At 37.7% G+C, this 18,801-nt stretch carries 18 protein-coding genes and 1 riboswitch; of the genes, 17 read left to right on the forward strand and 1 reads right to left on the reverse strand.

All coding sequences use genetic code 11. The features are described 5' to 3' along the window. Positions 1-43 precede the first annotated feature (43 nt). The 12 genes from JNUCC76_RS03090 (at position 44) to guaA (ending at position 13,270) form a co-directional block, all read left to right on the forward strand. Positions 44-1,987, forward strand: a complete 1,944-nt coding sequence (locus JNUCC76_RS03090; protein WP_454155719.1) for a putative polysaccharide biosynthesis protein — start codon at positions 44-46, stop codon at positions 1,985-1,987. Between the two features lie 133 nt (positions 1,988-2,120). Further along, positions 2,121-2,969 (forward strand): hydrolase, encoded by an 849-nt coding sequence (locus JNUCC76_RS03095; protein WP_454155720.1) that lies wholly within the window; start codon positions 2,121-2,123, stop codon positions 2,967-2,969. Between the two features lies 1 nt (position 2,970). Next, on the forward strand, positions 2,971-3,885 hold the full coding sequence (locus tag JNUCC76_RS03100; RefSeq protein ID WP_454155722.1) for a hypothetical protein: 915 nt from the start codon (positions 2,971-2,973) through the stop codon (positions 3,883-3,885). Positions 3,886-3,921: 36 nt separating this feature from the next. Continuing rightward, positions 3,922-4,470, forward strand: coding sequence for a LemA family protein (locus JNUCC76_RS03105; protein ID WP_011679449.1), 549 nt, complete (start codon positions 3,922-3,924; stop codon positions 4,468-4,470). Next, positions 4,470-5,363 carry a zinc metalloprotease HtpX gene (htpX, locus tag JNUCC76_RS03110; protein ID WP_454155724.1) on the forward strand — a complete coding sequence of 298 codons (894 nt, stop codon included), beginning with the start codon at positions 4,470-4,472 and terminating at the stop codon, positions 5,361-5,363. The genes JNUCC76_RS03105 and htpX overlap by 1 nt, the downstream gene beginning before the upstream one ends. 111 nt (positions 5,364-5,474) lie before the next feature. Beyond that, the gene (locus JNUCC76_RS03115) at positions 5,475-6,452 is read left to right on the forward strand and encodes a YitT family protein (protein ID WP_454155726.1); all 978 of its coding nucleotides are present in this window, start codon (positions 5,475-5,477) and stop codon (positions 6,450-6,452) included. A gap of 27 nt (positions 6,453-6,479) precedes the next feature. Continuing rightward, positions 6,480-6,665 (forward strand): 2-hydroxymuconate tautomerase, encoded by a 186-nt coding sequence (thmT, locus tag JNUCC76_RS03120; RefSeq protein WP_004164395.1) that lies wholly within the window; start codon positions 6,480-6,482, stop codon positions 6,663-6,665. A gap of 202 nt (positions 6,666-6,867) precedes the next feature. Then, positions 6,868-8,280 carry a C40 family peptidase gene (locus tag JNUCC76_RS03125; RefSeq protein ID WP_454155727.1) on the forward strand — a complete coding sequence of 471 codons (1,413 nt, stop codon included), beginning with the start codon at positions 6,868-6,870 and terminating at the stop codon, positions 8,278-8,280. Between the two features lie 536 nt (positions 8,281-8,816). Next, positions 8,817-9,047: a CsbD family protein gene (locus JNUCC76_RS03130; RefSeq protein WP_072613310.1), complete on the forward strand. Its 231-nt coding sequence runs from the start codon at positions 8,817-8,819 to the stop codon at positions 9,045-9,047. Positions 9,048-9,230: 183 nt separating this feature from the next. Then, a riboswitch (purine riboswitch) is annotated at positions 9,231-9,327 on the forward strand. A 223-nt stretch (positions 9,328-9,550) separates the two neighbouring features. Then, the gene (gene guaB, locus JNUCC76_RS03135; protein WP_454155729.1) at positions 9,551-10,693 is read left to right on the forward strand and encodes an IMP dehydrogenase; all 1,143 of its coding nucleotides are present in this window, start codon (positions 9,551-9,553) and stop codon (positions 10,691-10,693) included. A gap of 42 nt (positions 10,694-10,735) precedes the next feature. Further along, positions 10,736-11,722, forward strand: a complete 987-nt coding sequence (locus JNUCC76_RS03140) for an IMP dehydrogenase (protein ID WP_454155731.1) — start codon at positions 10,736-10,738, stop codon at positions 11,720-11,722. Positions 11,723-11,725: 3 nt separating this feature from the next. Next, positions 11,726-13,270, forward strand: a complete 1,545-nt coding sequence (gene guaA, locus JNUCC76_RS03145) for a glutamine-hydrolyzing GMP synthase (protein ID WP_454155733.1) — start codon at positions 11,726-11,728, stop codon at positions 13,268-13,270. 90 nt (positions 13,271-13,360) lie between these two features. On the opposite strand, the gene JNUCC76_RS03150 is transcribed toward guaA, so the two are convergent. Then, positions 13,361-13,531 carry a hypothetical protein gene (locus JNUCC76_RS03150; protein WP_011679456.1) on the reverse strand — a complete coding sequence of 57 codons (171 nt, stop codon included), beginning with the start codon at positions 13,529-13,531 and terminating at the stop codon, positions 13,361-13,363. Positions 13,532-14,480: 949 nt separating this feature from the next. On the opposite strand from JNUCC76_RS03150, the gene JNUCC76_RS03155 reads away from it, so the two are divergent. The 5 genes from JNUCC76_RS03155 to JNUCC76_RS03175 all read left to right on the forward strand — a co-directional run bounded on the left by JNUCC76_RS03155 (position 14,481) and on the right by JNUCC76_RS03175 (position 18,786). Further along, positions 14,481-14,708, forward strand: coding sequence for a CsbD family protein (locus JNUCC76_RS03155; protein WP_454155735.1), 228 nt, complete (start codon positions 14,481-14,483; stop codon positions 14,706-14,708). A gap of 151 nt (positions 14,709-14,859) precedes the next feature. Beyond that, positions 14,860-15,474, forward strand: coding sequence for a Holliday junction resolvase RecU (gene recU / locus JNUCC76_RS03160; RefSeq protein WP_454155736.1), 615 nt, complete (start codon positions 14,860-14,862; stop codon positions 15,472-15,474). Between the two features lie 21 nt (positions 15,475-15,495). Then, positions 15,496-17,688, forward strand: a complete 2,193-nt coding sequence (locus JNUCC76_RS03165) for a transglycosylase domain-containing protein (RefSeq protein WP_454155738.1) — start codon at positions 15,496-15,498, stop codon at positions 17,686-17,688. A 57-nt stretch (positions 17,689-17,745) separates the two neighbouring features. Next, positions 17,746-18,312 (forward strand): SLOG family protein, encoded by a 567-nt coding sequence (locus tag JNUCC76_RS03170; protein WP_454155740.1) that lies wholly within the window; start codon positions 17,746-17,748, stop codon positions 18,310-18,312. Positions 18,313-18,387: 75 nt separating this feature from the next. Then, a complete protein-coding gene (locus JNUCC76_RS03175) occupies positions 18,388-18,786 on the forward strand; it encodes a DivIVA domain-containing protein (RefSeq protein ID WP_454155742.1) in 399 nt (132 codons plus the stop codon). Positions 18,787-18,801: the final 15 nt, after the last annotated feature.

Raw genomic sequence — 18,801 nt, forward strand, 5'->3', positions numbered from 1 at the left:
TCCCGCTTTAGCGGGGTACATAATTAAAAATGAGGTCTCAAACATGACGAATGATCAACGTCCAGGAAAATTCAACGGTAATACTCGCGTTGATAAAACAGATGTTGACGGTAAAACGTTAACGGCTGATGAAATTCTAGCATTGGCAGGACGGCACCTACAAGAAAAACGTAATATGGGACCAAAAGCGACACGAAAGTCACGTAGCCATGCTAATGTGCCTCAGCCAACAGAACAAGAAATTTTGGCCATTAAAGAGAAAAATATTCGTGCACGACAAAAAATTATAAAAAAGAAACCTAATTTGCAGGTTCCAGAACAACTATCTACTGTTGAGAGTTCTCTTGAGAAACAACCAACGGCACAAGAAAGCAATCAAGCAACATTAATTAAAGGTTCAGCGTGGTTGTCCGTTGGAAACATGGTTTCGCGTATATTAGGTGTTGTATACTTAATTCCGTGGATGGCCATGCTTGGTAGCTACGGTACAAGAGCAAACGGCTTATTTAACCAAGGATACACTATCTATGCAATCTTTTTAGCGATAGCTACATTTGGTATTCCTGCAGCTATTTCAAAAGTAGTTGCGGAATTGGCAGCTAAAAATGATGTCTACCGATCAAGACAGTTAACAAGGCAATCTATGGCTTTGGGTATTGTACTAGGCATAGTGTTTGGTTTGATTTTGTACTTTGCTGCTCCCGCCTTATCCAATAATAATGCTGATGTTATTCCAGTACTTCATTCCTTGGCACCAGCGGTAGCTATTTTTCCTTTAATGTCAATGATCCGTGGCTTATTTCAAGGGCATCAGTTAATGAGCATATCAGCCATGTCACAGGTTATAGAACAAATTGCTCGAGTTGCTTACATGCTAGTAATGGCAATTATTGTGTTAAAAGCTGATCCAGATAATTGGACTGGTGTAGTTGTGCAATCAACTTTTGCAGCATTTATTGGTGCAATTTTTAGTATGTTGGTATTAATGTGGGGATGGGTAAAGTATCGTCATATATTATCCCGACCAGTGCTTCACTCTGTAAAACACGAAAAAGCTAGAACACTCAGCTTAGTACTAAATATTTTGAAAGAATCATGGCCATTCATCATTATTGGCTCTGCTATCACACTATTTCAAGCTGTCGATCAGTACTCATTCTTTAGCATAATGAATCATTTTTTTTCCGTTTCCAAATCGGATTTGCTGGAAAAATTTTCACTCTTTAGTGCTAATCCTAATAAGCTCATAATGATTATTGTGCCATTTTCAACTAGTATAGCGGCGACGGCGTTACCAATGTTATCCGGTAGTAAAGCTGCGTTAACTTATGAAACGATTCAAGATCAATTAAAGCAAGTGTTGAAGTTGTTCTCTTTGATTATGTTGCCTAGTGCTTTGGGAATGTATGCAATTGCAGAGCCTTTGTATAAAATGTTCTATCCAATCGAGGCCTCAAACCAAGAAGGTATTTACATGCTTCAATACTCAACAATCCTGGCATTGGTATTTAGTTTGTTCATGTTGCTTGCGTTTGTATTACAAGCTCTTTCAGAAGTTAAAATTGTTATGAAAGCATTTTTTGTTGGCATTATCATTAAAATTGTTTTGCAGATTCCATTGATACGCTATTTTGAAGGTATGGGTGCTTTGATGACGAGCGTGATTGGCATGTTCATTTCAATTCTCTATATGTTAGACTTTTTGCAAAAGGTTTATGGTGTTTCATTTAGTATGATTGGTAAAGAACTATGGCAGATGTTTATGGCTTCAGCCCTAATGGCTATTGTTGCCTATATTATCGTCTTTGCTATGGGTAATTTTATTTTCCCAATGGATACAAAGTTCTCTGTTACTGTGACAACGTTTAGTGCGGTCTTGATTGGTGGCGCTTTGTTAATCATAATGTATTTGCGAATGGGCTTAGGAGATGAGTTATTAGGTCGAAGAATGCGTTATATTCCTAAAATATTGCAACCGAAGCGATGATTTTTCATCGTTTTTTTGATGATAAATAACACCTATAAAGACAATAAAAAATTCTTAAGATAGTACTTTTTAAGGATTATATAAGGTATGCTAAAATTAGGTTTTAAATTAAGCTTTTAGCGGAGGCAAAACAATGACAGATTCTCAAACTGTGTTGCAGCCAGAATTAATCAATCGGCTCGATAGTAAAATTATGTACCTCGGACAATTACAGTCTGCTGTAATGAACCAACAGGTGCCCCAAGTATATGAATTACTCGACTCCAAAAAATTTAACGAGCAAATTCGCCAACGTCCTCATGCAGATTCTAATGCCTTACTCGCCCAAATGGTTACTGACATTCATGATAATCTGGCAATTTTCTTAGCACCTGAATTATTGAAATATTTAAAACAACAGTTTAATTTTTTTGATTTTGTGGCAACTAGCGATGAACCATCAATGTATAAAGTGTATATTGGTACTTGGTGGGATCACCGCCAATTTGCAATATTAGATGTTTTGTCACTCACGTTAACAATTAATAAAAAAATAGTTGGTGAATGGCAAGAAACAATTAAATTGCCAACTGGGGCAAACATCAATGATATTCAGATTCGTGAAATAAAACAAATTACGAATGGCTTACAAACTTTTTTGGACGATGAAACTAAACGGAATTTAGAAGTGCAAGTTTTAAATGATCAGTTAGCTCAACTAAAAGAAAATAAATCTGGACTGCTAGGGCGTACTGATAAAAAGGCCCGGGAAGAATTAGAAAATAAACGTGATTTATTGTTGGCCTCGCAGCAAAGAGTTCCTGAAGTAAAAGCTAAGTTGGCTGAACATGAATCCGAAATGCTTCAATTGGAAAAAGATGACGCTTTACGTCACCTCGAAATCGAAGAAATATTGTCACATTTTGATGACATCGACGCTTTCATTCAAAAAGTAGATCACCTTTATGTTGACTACTTGAAAACACTATTGCAGAAGAAATGATATGAATTTTGATACTTATAGCTATTCACAACAATTAAAGAAAGACTTAGAAGTGTTTCAACGGTGGCAAGTATTAATTGAAGCACTTTCTGAAGCCAATCAGACTGCTGAAATATTAGATATCACCAAAAAAATATTGGCTTTTGACGTGCATAAATCAGAAATTATGCGTGTAGCAAGTGAACATTGGTACCCCAACACGCATTGGATTACTGTAGCTTTTTCAAATTTAGCTAAAATGACCTCGCTATCACAAGCGCAAGTCATTTTACCAAAGATGCAAAAAGTGGCTGAGCTCCATTTTGAAGAATTTCCAAACGCGGCTTTCCAATTTACCAAGGCACCTTTAGCTGCAGGAGGTTATTATTTAGAAGAAATATCTCAAAATTTACGCGTTGCATACTGGGATATCATCAATAAACGTTTTTACTTAGACACTGTGCATTTTATGAAGTTAGTGCAAACAGAAGCCATTCAAATCGCTGGTGTTGAGGCACTAACTATTTTTCAAAAGCGCTTGACAGCAATTAGCTATCTCCTGAAAGATAACGAGTATGCTATTGATATTGTCGGACTTGATATGACAGATACTCAAAATTTGATGATGCAGCAAAAGGACTTGTCAGCTGAAATACTTGACAGCTTGTTTGTTGAAGCGGCAAAGCAAAACTTTGTCTTAACGTTATTACAAAATGATCAAGATGGGGCTGTATTAAAAATAGGCTCTGTATCATTAGAGATTATTCAGCACCGTGACCAACAAGGGCACGCGGTCTGGCAATATGATATCATTGATAATAATAAAAGCGTTACAATTTATACACTGTTTCAACAATTACCTTTTTTTGCCAAATGGTATGAAAAATGGTTTAATGAAGTTGGTCTGAAGGACAAACGCGCAGTTTTTGTGGATTAAAGCCAAAACTGGCATTGATTAGAAAGAGGAAACATTATGACAATACTGATTATAATTGCAATCGTTGTAATTATCGCTGTTGCTTGGGTTAGCATTTACAACTCGCTTGTAAAAACACGCATGCAAACAAAAGAATCTTGGAGCCAGATTGACGTTCAATTAAAGCGTCGTAATGATTTGATTCCAAATTTAGTGGAAACTGTTAAGGGCTACGCTAAGCATGAAAGCGGTACGTTAGAAGAAGTAACGAAACTCCGTCAAGAGGTAGAACGTGCCGCAACGCCGGCTGATAAAATGGTTGCTTCAAACCAATTGACTGGCGTTTTATCTGGATTCTTTGCTCGTGCTGAAGCGTATCCTGATTTGAAAGCTAATACAAACTTTACAAAGTTGCAAGAAGAACTAACAAACACTGAAAACAAGATTGCCTATTCACGTCAGTTGTTTAATTCAACAACAGCACTTTATAATACGAAGTTACAACAATTTCCAAGTAATATTGTTGCGGGAATTCATCATTTTGAACCTAGTGAATTTTTGCAAGTCCCAGAAGCTGAGAAAGAAGTCCCTACGGTTAAGTTCTAATGTTGTACCAACAAATACAATCAAATAAACGGCGCACCATTGTATTATTATTTGTATTTTTTATTTTGGTAGCCTTAGTTGGAGCTGCAGTGGGTTACCTATTGCTTAATTCCTTAGAAACTGGCGTAGTTGCGGCCATAGTTATTGGTGCTATTTACACGATTATTATGGTTAGTAATTCAACTAATGTAGTCATGGCGATGAACCATGGCCATGAAATCAAAAATGCTGACCATTATCCAGAACTTTGGCACACAGTTGAGGACATGGCGATGGTTGCTCAAGTACCAATGCCACGGGTATTTATTATTGATGATGATAGTCCTAATGCTTTTGCTACCGGAAATAATCCTGAGCATTCGGCAGTTGCTGCCACCACTGGGCTACTGAAGATTATGAACCGAAGTGAGTTAGAGGGTGTTATCGCTCACGAAATGAGTCATGTGCGCAATTATGACATTCGAATTTCAACTATTGCTTTAGCATTAGCTGCTGCTATCACACTATTAACTAATATTGGTGGTAATTGGTGGTTTTGGGGCAGTGGTGACAGACGACGAAATGATGATCGTAATGGTGGTGGTGGTTTACAAATACTGTTGTTAGTATTTTCGATTTTAATGATGGTTTTAGCACCGTTGGCTGCAGCAGCAATTCAAATGGCGATTTCACGTAATCGTGAATATCTTGCCGATGCTGGTAGTGCGGAGTTAACGAGAAATCCACAAGGATTAATTTCAGCATTACGAAAATTAGGTAACGCACAGCCAATGAAAGATGTGGATTCTTCATCAGCTGCATTGTATATTAGTAATCCTTTGAAGAACAAGGAGCGTTTGTTTGATACGCATCCACCGATTGAAGAACGTATTGATCGTTTAGAAAAAATGTAAAACGCGTAAAGGTTAATATAATTGAGCAAAACAAAAAGTTACGAACATATTCGTGACTTTTTTTGTTATGATAAAAGATGATGTAATTTGAATTTTGTGGAGTGTTGGGCGATGAAAAATATTAAAATTAACTGGCGAAAAGTACTGCTTACGATACTCATCTTTTTTGCTAGTTCAGCTGTACAAGTAGTTGGATTAAACGCTTTTTTAATTCCCAATAATGTTTTTTCAGGTGGATTTAACGGTATTGCGCAGCTATTATCTTTGTTCTCCCAAAACTTTTTCCACGTTAGCATGCCTACTGGAACATTTATTATGATATTCAATATCCCAGTTGGAATTGTTGGTTGGAAAATGATTGGTGGCAAATTTACAATATTGAGCTTTGCTAATTCACTATTCGTATCTGCTGTCCAAATTATTGCGCCGACACAAGCTTTAACCACAAATCCGTTGTTAGCAGCATTATTTGGTGGCTTATTAATTGGTGCTTCGATCGGACTAGCCATGAGATATGGTTTTTCAACAGGTGGTATGGATATTGTCGCGATGGTTGTTCAAAAGCGAACCGGAAAATCGATTGGTGCGCTGATGAACGTGATTAATTTCGGCGTTGTTGTTATTGCTGGTTCATTTATAGGCTGGCAAAATGCCTTATTCACAATCATTGGTATTTATGCAACCGGTCGTGTTGTTGATACGCTATATACTGGTTATCAGAAGTTGACGGCAATGATTGTAACCTCCAAAGGTGATGAAGTCGTTGCAGAGTTGCACAAAGACCTAATTCGAGGAATTACCATTTTGCCATCGAAAGGCGCCTATACAAAACGTGATTCGACAACATTAATGATGGTTCTTTCCCGTTACGAGTTATTTGAAATGCAAGAGGTTGTCCATCGTGCTGATCCAAAAGCGTTTATTAATTTAATGAATACGGTTAGTGTTTCAGGGGAGTTTCTTGATGCTGACCGTCAGCTGCAGATGAAGCGGGCGGTCGCTGTTCCAAAAGTTGAAACCGTTGAGGCGCAGATTGAAGCTGAACAACGGCTAGAAGAGCAACTTGAAAATTTAGATGATAAAAAGTAAAATATAGGAAATAGAAGGAGAATATTTATGCCAATAGTACAAGTCGAATTGCTTGAAGGTCGTACTCACGAACAACTTGCCAAAATGGTGAAAGACATTACCAACGTTATTGTTGAAGACGCAGGTGCATCACGAGAGGCCGTTCACGTTATTTTACGCGAAATGCCAAAAGACCATTATGCGGTTGGTGGTGTCTTAAAAAGTGACCAATAATTTTATTACAAACGATTAAAAACAGGAAATTTTATTCACCCTGTTTTTTTTGTAGAAATAAAATTTCAAGTTAGTAACAATAGTGCATTCCTTATGTTTTTTTAACAATTTCATGATAGAATTAAAATATTAAGAAAAATTTAAACATTGAGAGCAAAAAATAACACTGATTGTGGTGTTTAGAGTGGAAAGGTAGGGAAATATGGAACGACTGGATAAAAAAGTAGTAGCTTCAGGACTGAGTTTATTAGGTTTAGTAGGCGTTGGCTCGGGTATCGCCCATGCTGATGATGTTAAAAGCGCTGTCAACAAGGCTGTTAATTCTGTTGCCGAAGCTGCTGGACTAATTGATAACAAAACGGTTAACCTCACTCAAAAGAGTTTAACAATACCAAAAGATAAAGTAGCTCATATTGAGACACCAGCTGAGAAAAAAATTACCCAAAAAGCCACCACTAAATTAACATCGTATAAAGTAAAGGCTGGAGATTCTCTTTGGTCAATTGCTCATAATCATAATTTGAATGTCGATGATCTTGTGAGTGAGAATAATAATTCCGATTTGATATCAGTAGGGCAAACCTTAAACTTGCCAAATAGTGTTGGCGCTGATACACAAACGACAGTGGCTGATCAATCACCAACAGATATTAATACAAGTACTGATTCGTACGCCGAATCGTTGCAAACTCCTGCTAACGCACCTGTTTCAGAGGTATCAGCAGCCGGTAGCGCAGAATCAACTGAATCTTCCGTCACTTCTAGTGCTTCCAGTCAAGATTCATTGGCCTCAAGTTCAGCAGCTGAAAGCTCAGTACCTTCGACTTCGTCAAGTGGAGAATCAGCGCCATCAAGTTCAGGGAGTTCGGCAGTCTCGAGCGGATTAGATGAAGAAACAAGTTCAGCGACGGAGGGTACTTCTTCAACAACGTCTAGCACGGCAGATGTAGCATCAGAAACGCAAAACACATCAGTCAATACTAGTTTGCAAAGTAGTGAGCCAATTGCGTCAAGTGCTGCGAGTGACGCTACAACTTATACGGGTTCTGCAGATTCAACTTCAACAGATGATTCAGACAACATCAATAGTTCTTACGGTGCAGCTGCTGTTTCAAGTTCCGAGTCGAGTGCTGGACAACAGTATAATCAGCTATCTTCGACTACGACGAGTAATAGTAATTTAGTCAATCTTTCTACTGGGTCTGTCAGTCAAATAGTAAGTTCTAATACAACACAATCTACGTCTGAAAATTCTGCCGCAATTATTGCGCTAGCGCAACAATTGGTAGCACAAAATATTCCTTACGTTTGGGGTGGAGGATCACCTTCAACTGGGTTTGATTGCTCTGGATTAGTGAGTTATGTTTTCAAAAATGCTGCTGGCATTTCACTACCACACTCGTCCGTTGAACAAGAAATGTACACTCAAAAGAAATCGGTTTCTCAAGCTCAGCCAGGTGACTTATTATTTTGGGGTACACCAGGCGCTTCATACCATGTGGCTATTTATATTGGTAATAATCAGTATATTGCCGCACCAAAACCTGGATTGAATGTACGCGTTGAAACGATTTCACCGAACTTTTTGCCATCTTTCGCCGGTTCAATTAAGTGATTTAATGTATCAAACCAAGAGACTAGTTATAGTACGAGCACTAATCCATCAAGAGGGTTATGTGCTTTTTATTTTATTTTTTTGAATAAATAGTAATCATTACATTTATGTGGTACAATTAACTCATGAGTTACTTTAAATAAGCTCATTTCATTATTGTGATTACTGACAGTTACTACACATTTCTTCCATGATTAGATAATTGTAACTTACAACTTCATTTATCTGTTTGTCAGCATTGCATTGTTTAAGCGCCATAGTAGGTGCTTTTTCTTTTGAACAATCTCTGTTTTATTGACTACCGTTTTGGCTTGTAACCTACTTTTAGAAAACTTATAATTAATAGTATAGTTTAGTTGATCTTCAATGAGAAAACTTGAACTTTTGCGAAAGCTGCTCACCCCCGGGTGGCTTTTTTGTTTTGCACTTTTTGAGGTAAATGGTCCTATTATTAGAATCAAAATAATTTACAAACATTATGTACTACGTTATGATTAATTTGTAACATTGAATAAACCTCAAGGAGAATATGTACGATGACAGTTGAAGAAAAATTTGATAATGCCAAGGACAAGATTGCTGGAAAAGCAAAGGAAGTTGAGGGGAAAGTTACTGGTGACAAACAACGTGAATTACAAGGTAAAACCCAAAACATTTTCGGTAAGGCAAAGGATGCTGTAACTGATATCAAGGATGCAGCAGAGGAAGCCGTTAAAGATACGATTAATGACTACAAGCAAGATAGCAAAAAAAATATTGATAAATAAACATATGAAGAAAAGAGCATCTGATTGTAAATGAAAAAAATCAGGTGTTTTTTTATAAATTATTGAGTGTTTAATTAGTTGGAAATTACATATTTCTAGGAAAATTTTAAGTCGAGTCAGATGGGCTTTTCCTGCCTAACTAACGGTTGCTTTTTCTCATAAAAGCGGGTAATATGATAACAACAACTAAAGAAGTTATTTGCAGATATATCGTTGGAAAACGGCCAACAGTTTCTACCACGCCCCAAAAGTCGTGACTATCCGCAAATGTTTTTGACGATTCAAAAGCATTTGTGGATCTCTGTGTCCCAGATGCTTTTTTTGTGTTTAAAGATGATGGCGGATCCGTTAACAATTGTGTTAACAAAAAGGCCTTATTAAATTATATAAACTGCCGGTAAAGTTCGTTTTAAAAACAAATTGCAATACCTATTGGGGATGGGTCCAATTGCTTATTTGTTTATACGACCAAGGTAGAATGCATGTTTATTTTGGAGGATCTTATGCAGAAGTTTAGTTCAACAAACAAGTTTGTCCCAATGGGATTAACATTTGAAGACGTCAAGTTAGTTGATGATTTACAGTCAACTGTGACACCTGAATCTGTTTCGGTGACCACAACCTTAACACCTACTTTGAAGCTTAATATTCCATTACTCTCAGCTGCGATGGATACAGTGACAGAAGCACGCTTTGCTACAGCTTTAGCTAAGTTAGGTGGTCTTGGTGTCATCCATAAAAATATGACAATTAGTGCACAGGCTGATGAAGTTCGCAAGGTTAAAACGGCAACGTTTGACTCAGCAGACTTTCCTAATGCGGCTATTGATGCTGAAGGACATCTGCTTGTTGCTGGTGCCGTGGGTGTAACGAATGACACTGTAGATCGTGTGCAGGCCATGGTTGAATCTGGAGCTGATGCAATTGTGCTGGATTCTGCACATGGACATTCTGAGGGCGTTCTCCGCAAGGTATCTGAAGTGAGGTCGACTTTCCCTAATTTAAATATTATTGCTGGTAATATTGCAACTCGAGAAGGTGCAGCTGCATTATACGATGCGGGAGCTGATGTTGTTAAAATTGGAATTGGCCCTGGATCAATTTGCACCACACGTGTGGTTGCTGGTATTGGTGTACCACAAGTTTCTGCTATTCGTGATGCCGCCCTTGAAGCGGCTGCACGTGGCAAGAAGATTATTGCTGATGGCGGTGTTAAAACGCCATTAGATATTGTTAAAGCAATATCAGCTGGTGGAAATGCGGTCATGCTTGGATCAATGTTTTCTGGGACGGAAGAAACACCCGGCGAAGTGTTTGAGGACAATGGTCAAAAGTACAAAACATATCGAGGCATGGGTTCAATTGCTGCCATGGAAAATGGATCAAAAGATCGTTACTTCCAAGGTGAAGTGAACGAAGCTAAAAAGATGGTACCAGAAGGTATTGAAGCTCGTGTTACATACAAAGGCGATTTGACAACCATTTTAAATGCGATGTTAGTAGATATTCATAAAAAAATGGCACAATTAGGAGAAACGACGATTGATGACTTAGTTAATCATGAGCATATTGCACGTGACAGCGAAGTATTTGATTTCGAAGCAACGACGGATAAGCAAAAGCCTATTGTTGCTGCCCAATTCTAATTATCATTGCAAATAATAGTTCAATCATCTTTGGAGAAAATCATGCCTGAAAATACAGAGTTCATAGGTCTTGGCTACGATCAAGTTTTGTTAGTACCAGGAGCCTCAAACGTTTTACCATATAGTGTTACCTTGCGTACACAATTGTCAGAAAATTTTGAATTAAATATTCCGCTTGTTTCAGAGGCTTTTGGTCCGGAAACAGATACACGTGTTGCGCCAACCGCTTTGAATGGTGGCTTAGGCGTTGTTGCTGAACAAGAAGACTTGTCAAAACAAGTAGTTAGTTTGCAACAAGTTAAGGAGACATTCGTTGATACTGAAAAATATCCTAATGCTTTAGTTGATTCACAGAATCGTTTACGTGTAGCAGCTGAAGTATGGTTAGTGGACGGTGCAGAAACTCGTGTTGCTGCATTGGTTAATGCAGGAGCGGATGCTATATTCTTTTATTTGCATGAAGAGCTAGCTAAGAATACGCGTGATCTTATTAAGCAAATACGACAAGCATATCCGGATTTGTTCATCGCTGTTGGTGTCGTTGAAGATCAAAGCATTGCTGCTGCTTTATATGAAGCAGGAGCAGATACAATACTTGCAGGACGTTCCGTTGAATCATCACTACCAAACGACATTACATACCCATTCTTAACGATCACAATGAATATTGCAGATGTGGCAGCTGCATATGACAACAAATCAGTTATTGCTGTTGGGGGTATTCATTATTCGGGTGACATTGTTAAAGCTATTGCAGCAGGAGCAGATGCAACAATGGTATCAGACCTGTTAAAAGGATCAGTACTGGAATCTGACGGTTCGTTTAAAGAGGGAGATATGTCAATTGATGATGCAATCTTCCAAACTGACGGTGGCTTACGTGCTGGAATGGGGTACACGGGGTCACAAACAATTGAAAGCCTAAAATTAAATGCTAAGATTGTTCAAATAACAGATAACGGTTTGCGTGAATCACATCCACACGATGTTGAAATTACAAAACAAGCGCCTAACTACGCGAAAGGATAAGCAATGGTTGACAAACTTGATAAAGTCTTAGTTTTAGACTATGGAAGCCAATATAATCAATTAATCACACGACGTATACGTGAAATGGGTGTATTTTCAGAACTTAAGTCACGTAATATGACTGCCGAAGAAATCAAGTCCTATAATCCAAAGGCCATCATCTTGTCTGGAGGCCCTAAGTCGGTTTATGAGGAAAATGCGTTTACCATTGATAGCGAAATATTCAATTTAGATATTCCAGTTTTAGGTGTATGCTATGGTATGCAACTAATGGCACAAGAATTAGGCGGTAAAGTTGAAGCTAATCCAGGTAATGGCGAATTTGGACAAACTATCCTACAACAAACAGAGTCTGCTGGGCGATTATTAGCTGATACACCAGTATCACAAACTGTTTTGATGAGCCATTCAGATAATGTCATTGAATTACCTGAAGGATTTAAAGTGATTGGTGGTTCAGATAAAACACCAATCGCTGCCATTGCTAACGAAGAGCGTCGCTTGTATGGAGTTCAGTTCCACGCAGAAACGACCTTGTCAGAAAATGGTAAGCAAATTTTAACCAATTTTGTTAAAAATATTGCTGAAGCAGAATCTAACTGGGACATGAGTGGATTTATTGATGAACAAATTCAAAAAATTCGCGAAATTGTAGGCGACAAAAAGGTGTTGCTTGGACTATCAGGTGGTGTTGATTCATCCGTTGTTGGTGTTTTGTTGCACCGCGCGATTGGTGACCAATTGACATCTATATTTGTGGATCATGGCTTGCTCCGTAAAAACGAAGCAGATCAGGTGATGACAATGTTAGGTGGTAAGTTTGGATTAAACATCATTAAAGTTGATGCCCAGGAACGTTTTTTGGATAAATTGGCCGGTGTTTCAGATCCTGAACAAAAGCGAAAGATTATTGGAAATGAGTTTATTCAAGTTTTCAATGATGAGGCTAAAAAGTTAAATGGTATTGAATTCTTAGCACAGGGTACGCTATATACTGATGTGATTGAATCTGGTACCGATACGGCACAAACTATCAAGTCACATCATAACGTTGGTGGCTTACCAGAGGATATGCAATTCCAGCTAATTGAGCCACTTAACACATTATTTAAGGATGAGGTTCGTGAATTAGGTGAAAAGTTGAATATGCCACACGAAATGGTCTGGCGTCAACCATTCCCTGGGCCCGGATTAGGGATTCGTATTCTAGGAGACATCACTGAAGATAAGTTAGAAATCGTACGTGACTCTGATTGGATTTTGCGTGATGAAATCGCCAAAGCTGGTCTAGAAGGAGACATATGGCAATACTTTACGGTATTGACTGGTGTCCGTTCAGTTGGTGTCATGGGTGATTACCGTACTTACGATTACACGATAGCAATCCGTGCCATTACTTCTGTCGATGGTATGACAGCTGATTTTGCACGTGTGCCATGGGAATTATTGCAAAAAATATCAGCTCGTATTGTCAATGAAGTTGGTCATATTAACCGCGTGGTGTATGATATTACGGCTAAGCCACCTGCAACTGTTGAGTGGGAATAATCTCAAAAAAAATAAACCTCATTTGAGGTTTATTTTTTTTGACAAATTATCTATCTTTATTCAATGAATATGTACGTCCAGAAGGACTTTTTATTTTAAGAAATTATTGCGGTTTTCCCAGAGATATGAAATCGCTAAAATAAGCAAACCTAAGTTAGAGGCAATAATAGCAAAAGTTGGTTGGCTCATAATCCAACTAATCAAAGACGCAAACATAAGTATGAGTGAAATCATTAAAACAAAAACTGACACTTTTTTCATAAAACATTCTCCCTAATTTTGATCGTGATTGCTTAAAATTAAATGTAAAACATAAGGCACGACTACTACCGTTCATGTTATCACAGCCATTATCTTTATTCAAATAGGTCGCTTATCAAATAAATCGTAACGTTTGGCTCAATGCGGCTAATTTTTTATAGTGATGGAATGAATATGAAACACAAATAGATGAGCACGATAATTTGCGCTACAATTCCTACAACAGCTGTGATGGTCATATAACGATTATGCAGGATTAGTCCAGCGATTAACAGTGCAGTTAATAGAAGGGTCATAACAAATAACAATGAAAAGGGCACTATCATATTCTCCGATGTTTTTTGATACTGTCATTTTATCACAGATAACCTGAAAAAAAGCCAACGGAATATGAACTTTTATACAGTTATTGAGTCTGAAATACAAAAAACATACAATAAGAATATTGGTCAAATAAACAGATTATAGATAATTCATATAAACATAAAGAAACGAAAAAAGCAAAACAGTATTGTTTGAATCACAATACCGAAAGAGGTGATAATGATTGTTCCGCGGCTTCGAATTATAATTCCGACGAATAAAAAAGTAATTAAACAAATTGTTACGAATAAAATAAAAGTGTAGAGAAAAATAATTGTCATGATGACTCCTTAGTGAGCTTAGTAAGAATTATATCAAATTCTAGAAAAGGCTACACGGTCTATTTTGAGAATAAATATTGACATAGACAAACCACCCACAGAAACGAGTGGATGGCATGTGAAATTATTATGTCATTCGAATATTTAACGAGGATTAACTATAAATTAAATAACTAATTATTTTCTCCATGATGGAAGAAAATCTATTAATATACAATGTAACTTTATTGTGAGTTATTTACAAGCGCTTACATTTAAGTTATACTATATATGTAACATCAAATAAAGTTCAAGGAGGACATTATATGTCAGTTGAAGATAAGTTTGATAATGCTCAGGACAAGGTTGCTGGTAAAGCAAAAGAAGTTGAAGGCAAAGTTACCGGTGACAAGAGTCGCGAAGCACAAGGTAAAGCACAGGGACTTTTTGGTAAGGCGAAAGATAAGCTATCTGATGCCGCCGAAGCCGTCAAGGATTCTGCTGAAGATGCAGTTGATACTGTCAAAGATGGTGTTGAGAAGTTAAAAAAATAATAAGTAAAACCGTCCGACTAAACCTTTAGTCGGACGGTTTTTGAATAACCTGCACACACAAACATTGATATTGCTTAACCTAATTATGGTTAAGTTCTTTTTTATGGTAAAATAAAAAATATATATTTTATAGAAAATATTGAGAGTTGCGATGACAATTAATTATCCAGTCGGTACTCATCATGGTAAGACGTTAAAAAATAACACATTGCGTACCGGTAAAACAACTAAAAAGGTATTATTTGGTAAGCGAGGTATGGGTCTGGAAGATGAAATTAATCTTGCAAATGACTATTATCTTGCTAATCGTTTGGCAGTTGTTCATAAAAAACCTACACCGATAACCATAGTCAAAGTTGACTATCCTGTTCGCTCTGCTGCAAAAATTACAGAAGCATATTTCAAGCAAGCTTCAACTACAGATTACAATGGTGTTTATCAAGGAAAGTACATTGACTTTGATGCAAAGGAAACAAAAAACAAAACATCTTTTCCTTTAAAAAATTTTCATGAGCACCAAATTTCTCATTTAGCGAGTATTTTATCTCAAGGTGGCATTGGATTTGTTATCATTAAATTTACAAGTTTAAATGAGAGTTATGTCTATCCTGCTAGCGAATTAATACAACAGTGGCAACATTTGAATGGCAAACAGTCGATTTCTTATCAAGAGATAGTTGATAAGAGTTTTGTTGTGCCTGAAAGTTTAAATCCGAGTTTGGATTATCTCACGGCTGTGGATAAAATGCTTGACGCATTACATTAAATTTTAGGAGTTTTCAACAATATGGCAAATGACAAAGCAAATCAGTGGTCACGAGTGAATCGTAATCATAACATGTATGATGAGTATCCTGCACAAGAACCACCACGACCGCCTAAACCAAACGGACCTAAAGGTGGAGGACCACGGAAGCCACGAAAGACTAAAAAGAAACATCATTGGATTCTGGCAATTTTTTTGTGGTTATTGACACTTGGTGTTATCGCTGGCCTAGCTGGAACAGCACTTTTCTTCACTTATGCAAACGATGCGCCTAATATCACAGAATCAGATTTAGCTTCAGAGAACTCTACACAAATTCTAGATTCCAAAGGGAATGTTATTTGGAGTATGGCTACTCAGGATAGAGATTATGCCAACTCTAATGAGATTCCAAAGCAATTGAAACAAGCAGTTGTGTCAATTGAGGATAGGCGCTTTTATAAACACCACGGAGTTGATCCGATTCGTATCGCTGGGGCAGCAGTATCTAACATTAAAGGCTCCTCTTTGGGGATGCAGGGTGGGTCTACCTTAACGCAACAACTAGTTAAGCTTTCTGTATTTAGTACATCGACAGCTGACCAAACGTTTAAACGTAAAGCTCAAGAGGCTTGGTTAGCATTGCGAGTTGAAAAGAACTTTACAAAAGATCAAATTTTGACATTTTACATGAATAAAGTGTATATGGGACATGGTGTTTATGGAATGAAAACAGCTTCTGAATATTTTTATGGCAAAGCACTGACAGATCTTTCGCTACCACAATTAGCTTTGCTTGCTGGCATGCCACAGTCACCTACATACTATGATCCTTACTTAAAAGACACTACTGCCGCTAAGGAGCGGCGTGACACTGTTTTGAAAGCAATGGTTACATATGGCGCAGTTACTTCCAAACAGGCTTCAGATGCAATGAAAGTACCAGTGAGTGATGGGTTACAAGATTTAGATGCTAAAACTGAGGCTGCTAATAGCACCCGTAAAGTGGTGGATGCATACGCGCTCTCCACAATTAATGAAGCAAAAAAACTTGGTTATGATACAACAAAAGCTGGGTTGAAAATCTACACTAACATGGATTCTAATTTACAACAATCACTTTACGACAACGCTAATGACGGTTCTGTTAGTTTTTCAAGTAGTGATTTACAAATCGGCGCCACAATGACAGATCCTGATAACGGTCATGTTGTTGCACAGATTGGTGGACGTAATCTGACGACGTTACAAGCGCTTAATCGTGCCACCAATACTAACCGATCATCTGGTTCGTCCATTAAACCCTTGCTAGACTATGGTCCAGCAATTGAATATTTAAATTGGCCGACTTATCGAACGGTTGAAGATAAAAAGTACAAATATCTTGGAACAAATACAACCGTGTATGATTGGGATAAAAAGTATATGGGTAATATCACGATGCGGACTGCATTAACTCAGTCTCGAAACATCCCAGCTGTAAGAACTTTGGAAGAAGTTGGTGGTTCGAACGCAGAGAAATTTGTTAATGGCTTAGGGATTACTACAAGTTCAACTCCTGGCGGTTCAATGGCTATAGGTATTAATGTTTCAACAGAACAAGAAGCTGCCGCTTATGGTGCTGTAGCCAATGGTGGAGTATATTATAAGCCAACTTACATTTCAAAGGTCGTAACGGCTGATGGAACAACCCATAATTATAACTCAACTGGCACACGGGCTATGAAGACTAGCACTGCCTTTATGTTGACGGATATGATGAAGGGAGTCATCAAGCCTAACGCTACTGCCGCAGATGCTGCAATTTCTGGGTTGCATCAAGCAGGAAAGTCAGGCCTTGTTGCCTATGATGAGAATTCAGGGATGCCTGATCAAGCTATTTCTGATGCCTGGTTTACAGGTTATACAAAGTCTTATGCACTTTCTGTGTGGACGGGGTTTGATGTTCCTGGGAAAAATTATATTCCTTGGACAGAACAGGACTTGCCAGCGCAGTATTATGCAAAAGTAATGGCTTATGCAATGCAAAATAAGTCGAATACTGATTGGACCGCACCGGATACAGTTACCGCAAAGGTTAAAGGTAATATTGTGGAATACGAGGTAAAAGATGCCTCTTGGAGTAATGGTGGATTACCGAGTGTAACTTCTATTACTCAATCTGGTGAAACACCATCTGAAGCAGGAATTAGTGCCAACTCAGCTTCAACAGGATCCACAACTGGCAACAATTAATTTAGAATGTCTCGGTCTTGCTTTCATAGCAAGACTTTTCTTATAGAGGAGAATATTATGAGGCTTTGGGTAACGGGTTACCGTAGTTATGAACTAGGAACATTCGGCGACAAAGATCCTAAAATTAAAGCTATCAAGTATGCATTACATCAAACGCTAAAAGAACAAGTTGATAATGGATTGGAATGGGTAATCACAGGTGCCCAGCTAGGCATTGAGCAATGGACAATTGAAGTTGTGGATGATATGAAAAAAGAATATCCGCAACTTAAATTAGCTGTAATGTTACCCTTTAAACAGTTTGGCAGTCAATGGAGTGAAGATAATCAAGCAAAATTGCAGAGGTTGATTGCACAGAGTGATTTTTCTGAGAGCGTATCGACTAAACCTTTTCAATCGCCTATTCAACTAAAAAATTACCAAAAATTCATGTTAGCGCACACAGATGGGGCAGTGTTTTTTTATGATACGGAATTTGAAGGAAAGACATTATTTGATTTTCAAGTTGTGACAAAGTATCAGACGGAAACGCCGTATCCTCTTGTCCAAGTTGATATGTATCAGTTGCAAGAGTATGCATCGGAACTTGAAGAAAAAATGAATGAAAATCGTTATGATTATTAGTATTAAAAATGCCTTGTAATTCATTAGAATTATTGGTAACATAGGATAAGTAAAAAAATAATCGAGGTATAGCTTGTGGAACAAGTAAAATACACGCAAAAAGACATTTTGGAACGCGTCTTTAAGCAAAAACGTATGGGGGTCGGTTATGATCCTGCTGATGTTGACAGCTTTCTAGATGATATTATTAAAGATTATGGTGCATTTGGTAGCCGTGTTGAACAACTAAAAAGTGAAGTGGCTCGTTTACAAGTCGCTTTGAAAGATGCACAAGATCAACTAGTTGCTGTTAAACAGCAACAAAGTGTTGCACCGCAACAACCAGTTCAAACTGTTTCTCAACCTCAGCCAGTTGAGGATCAAAGACAAGCAGCAGTCGCACAGCAAGCGGCAGTAACTAACTTAGATTTGATTAAGCGTGTTGCTAATTTGGAGCGTGTGGTGTTTGGTCGCGATCATAATAGTGCTGAATAAATAAAAAGATAATAA

It is taken from the genome of Leuconostoc sp. JNUCC 76, from assembly GCF_053667755.1.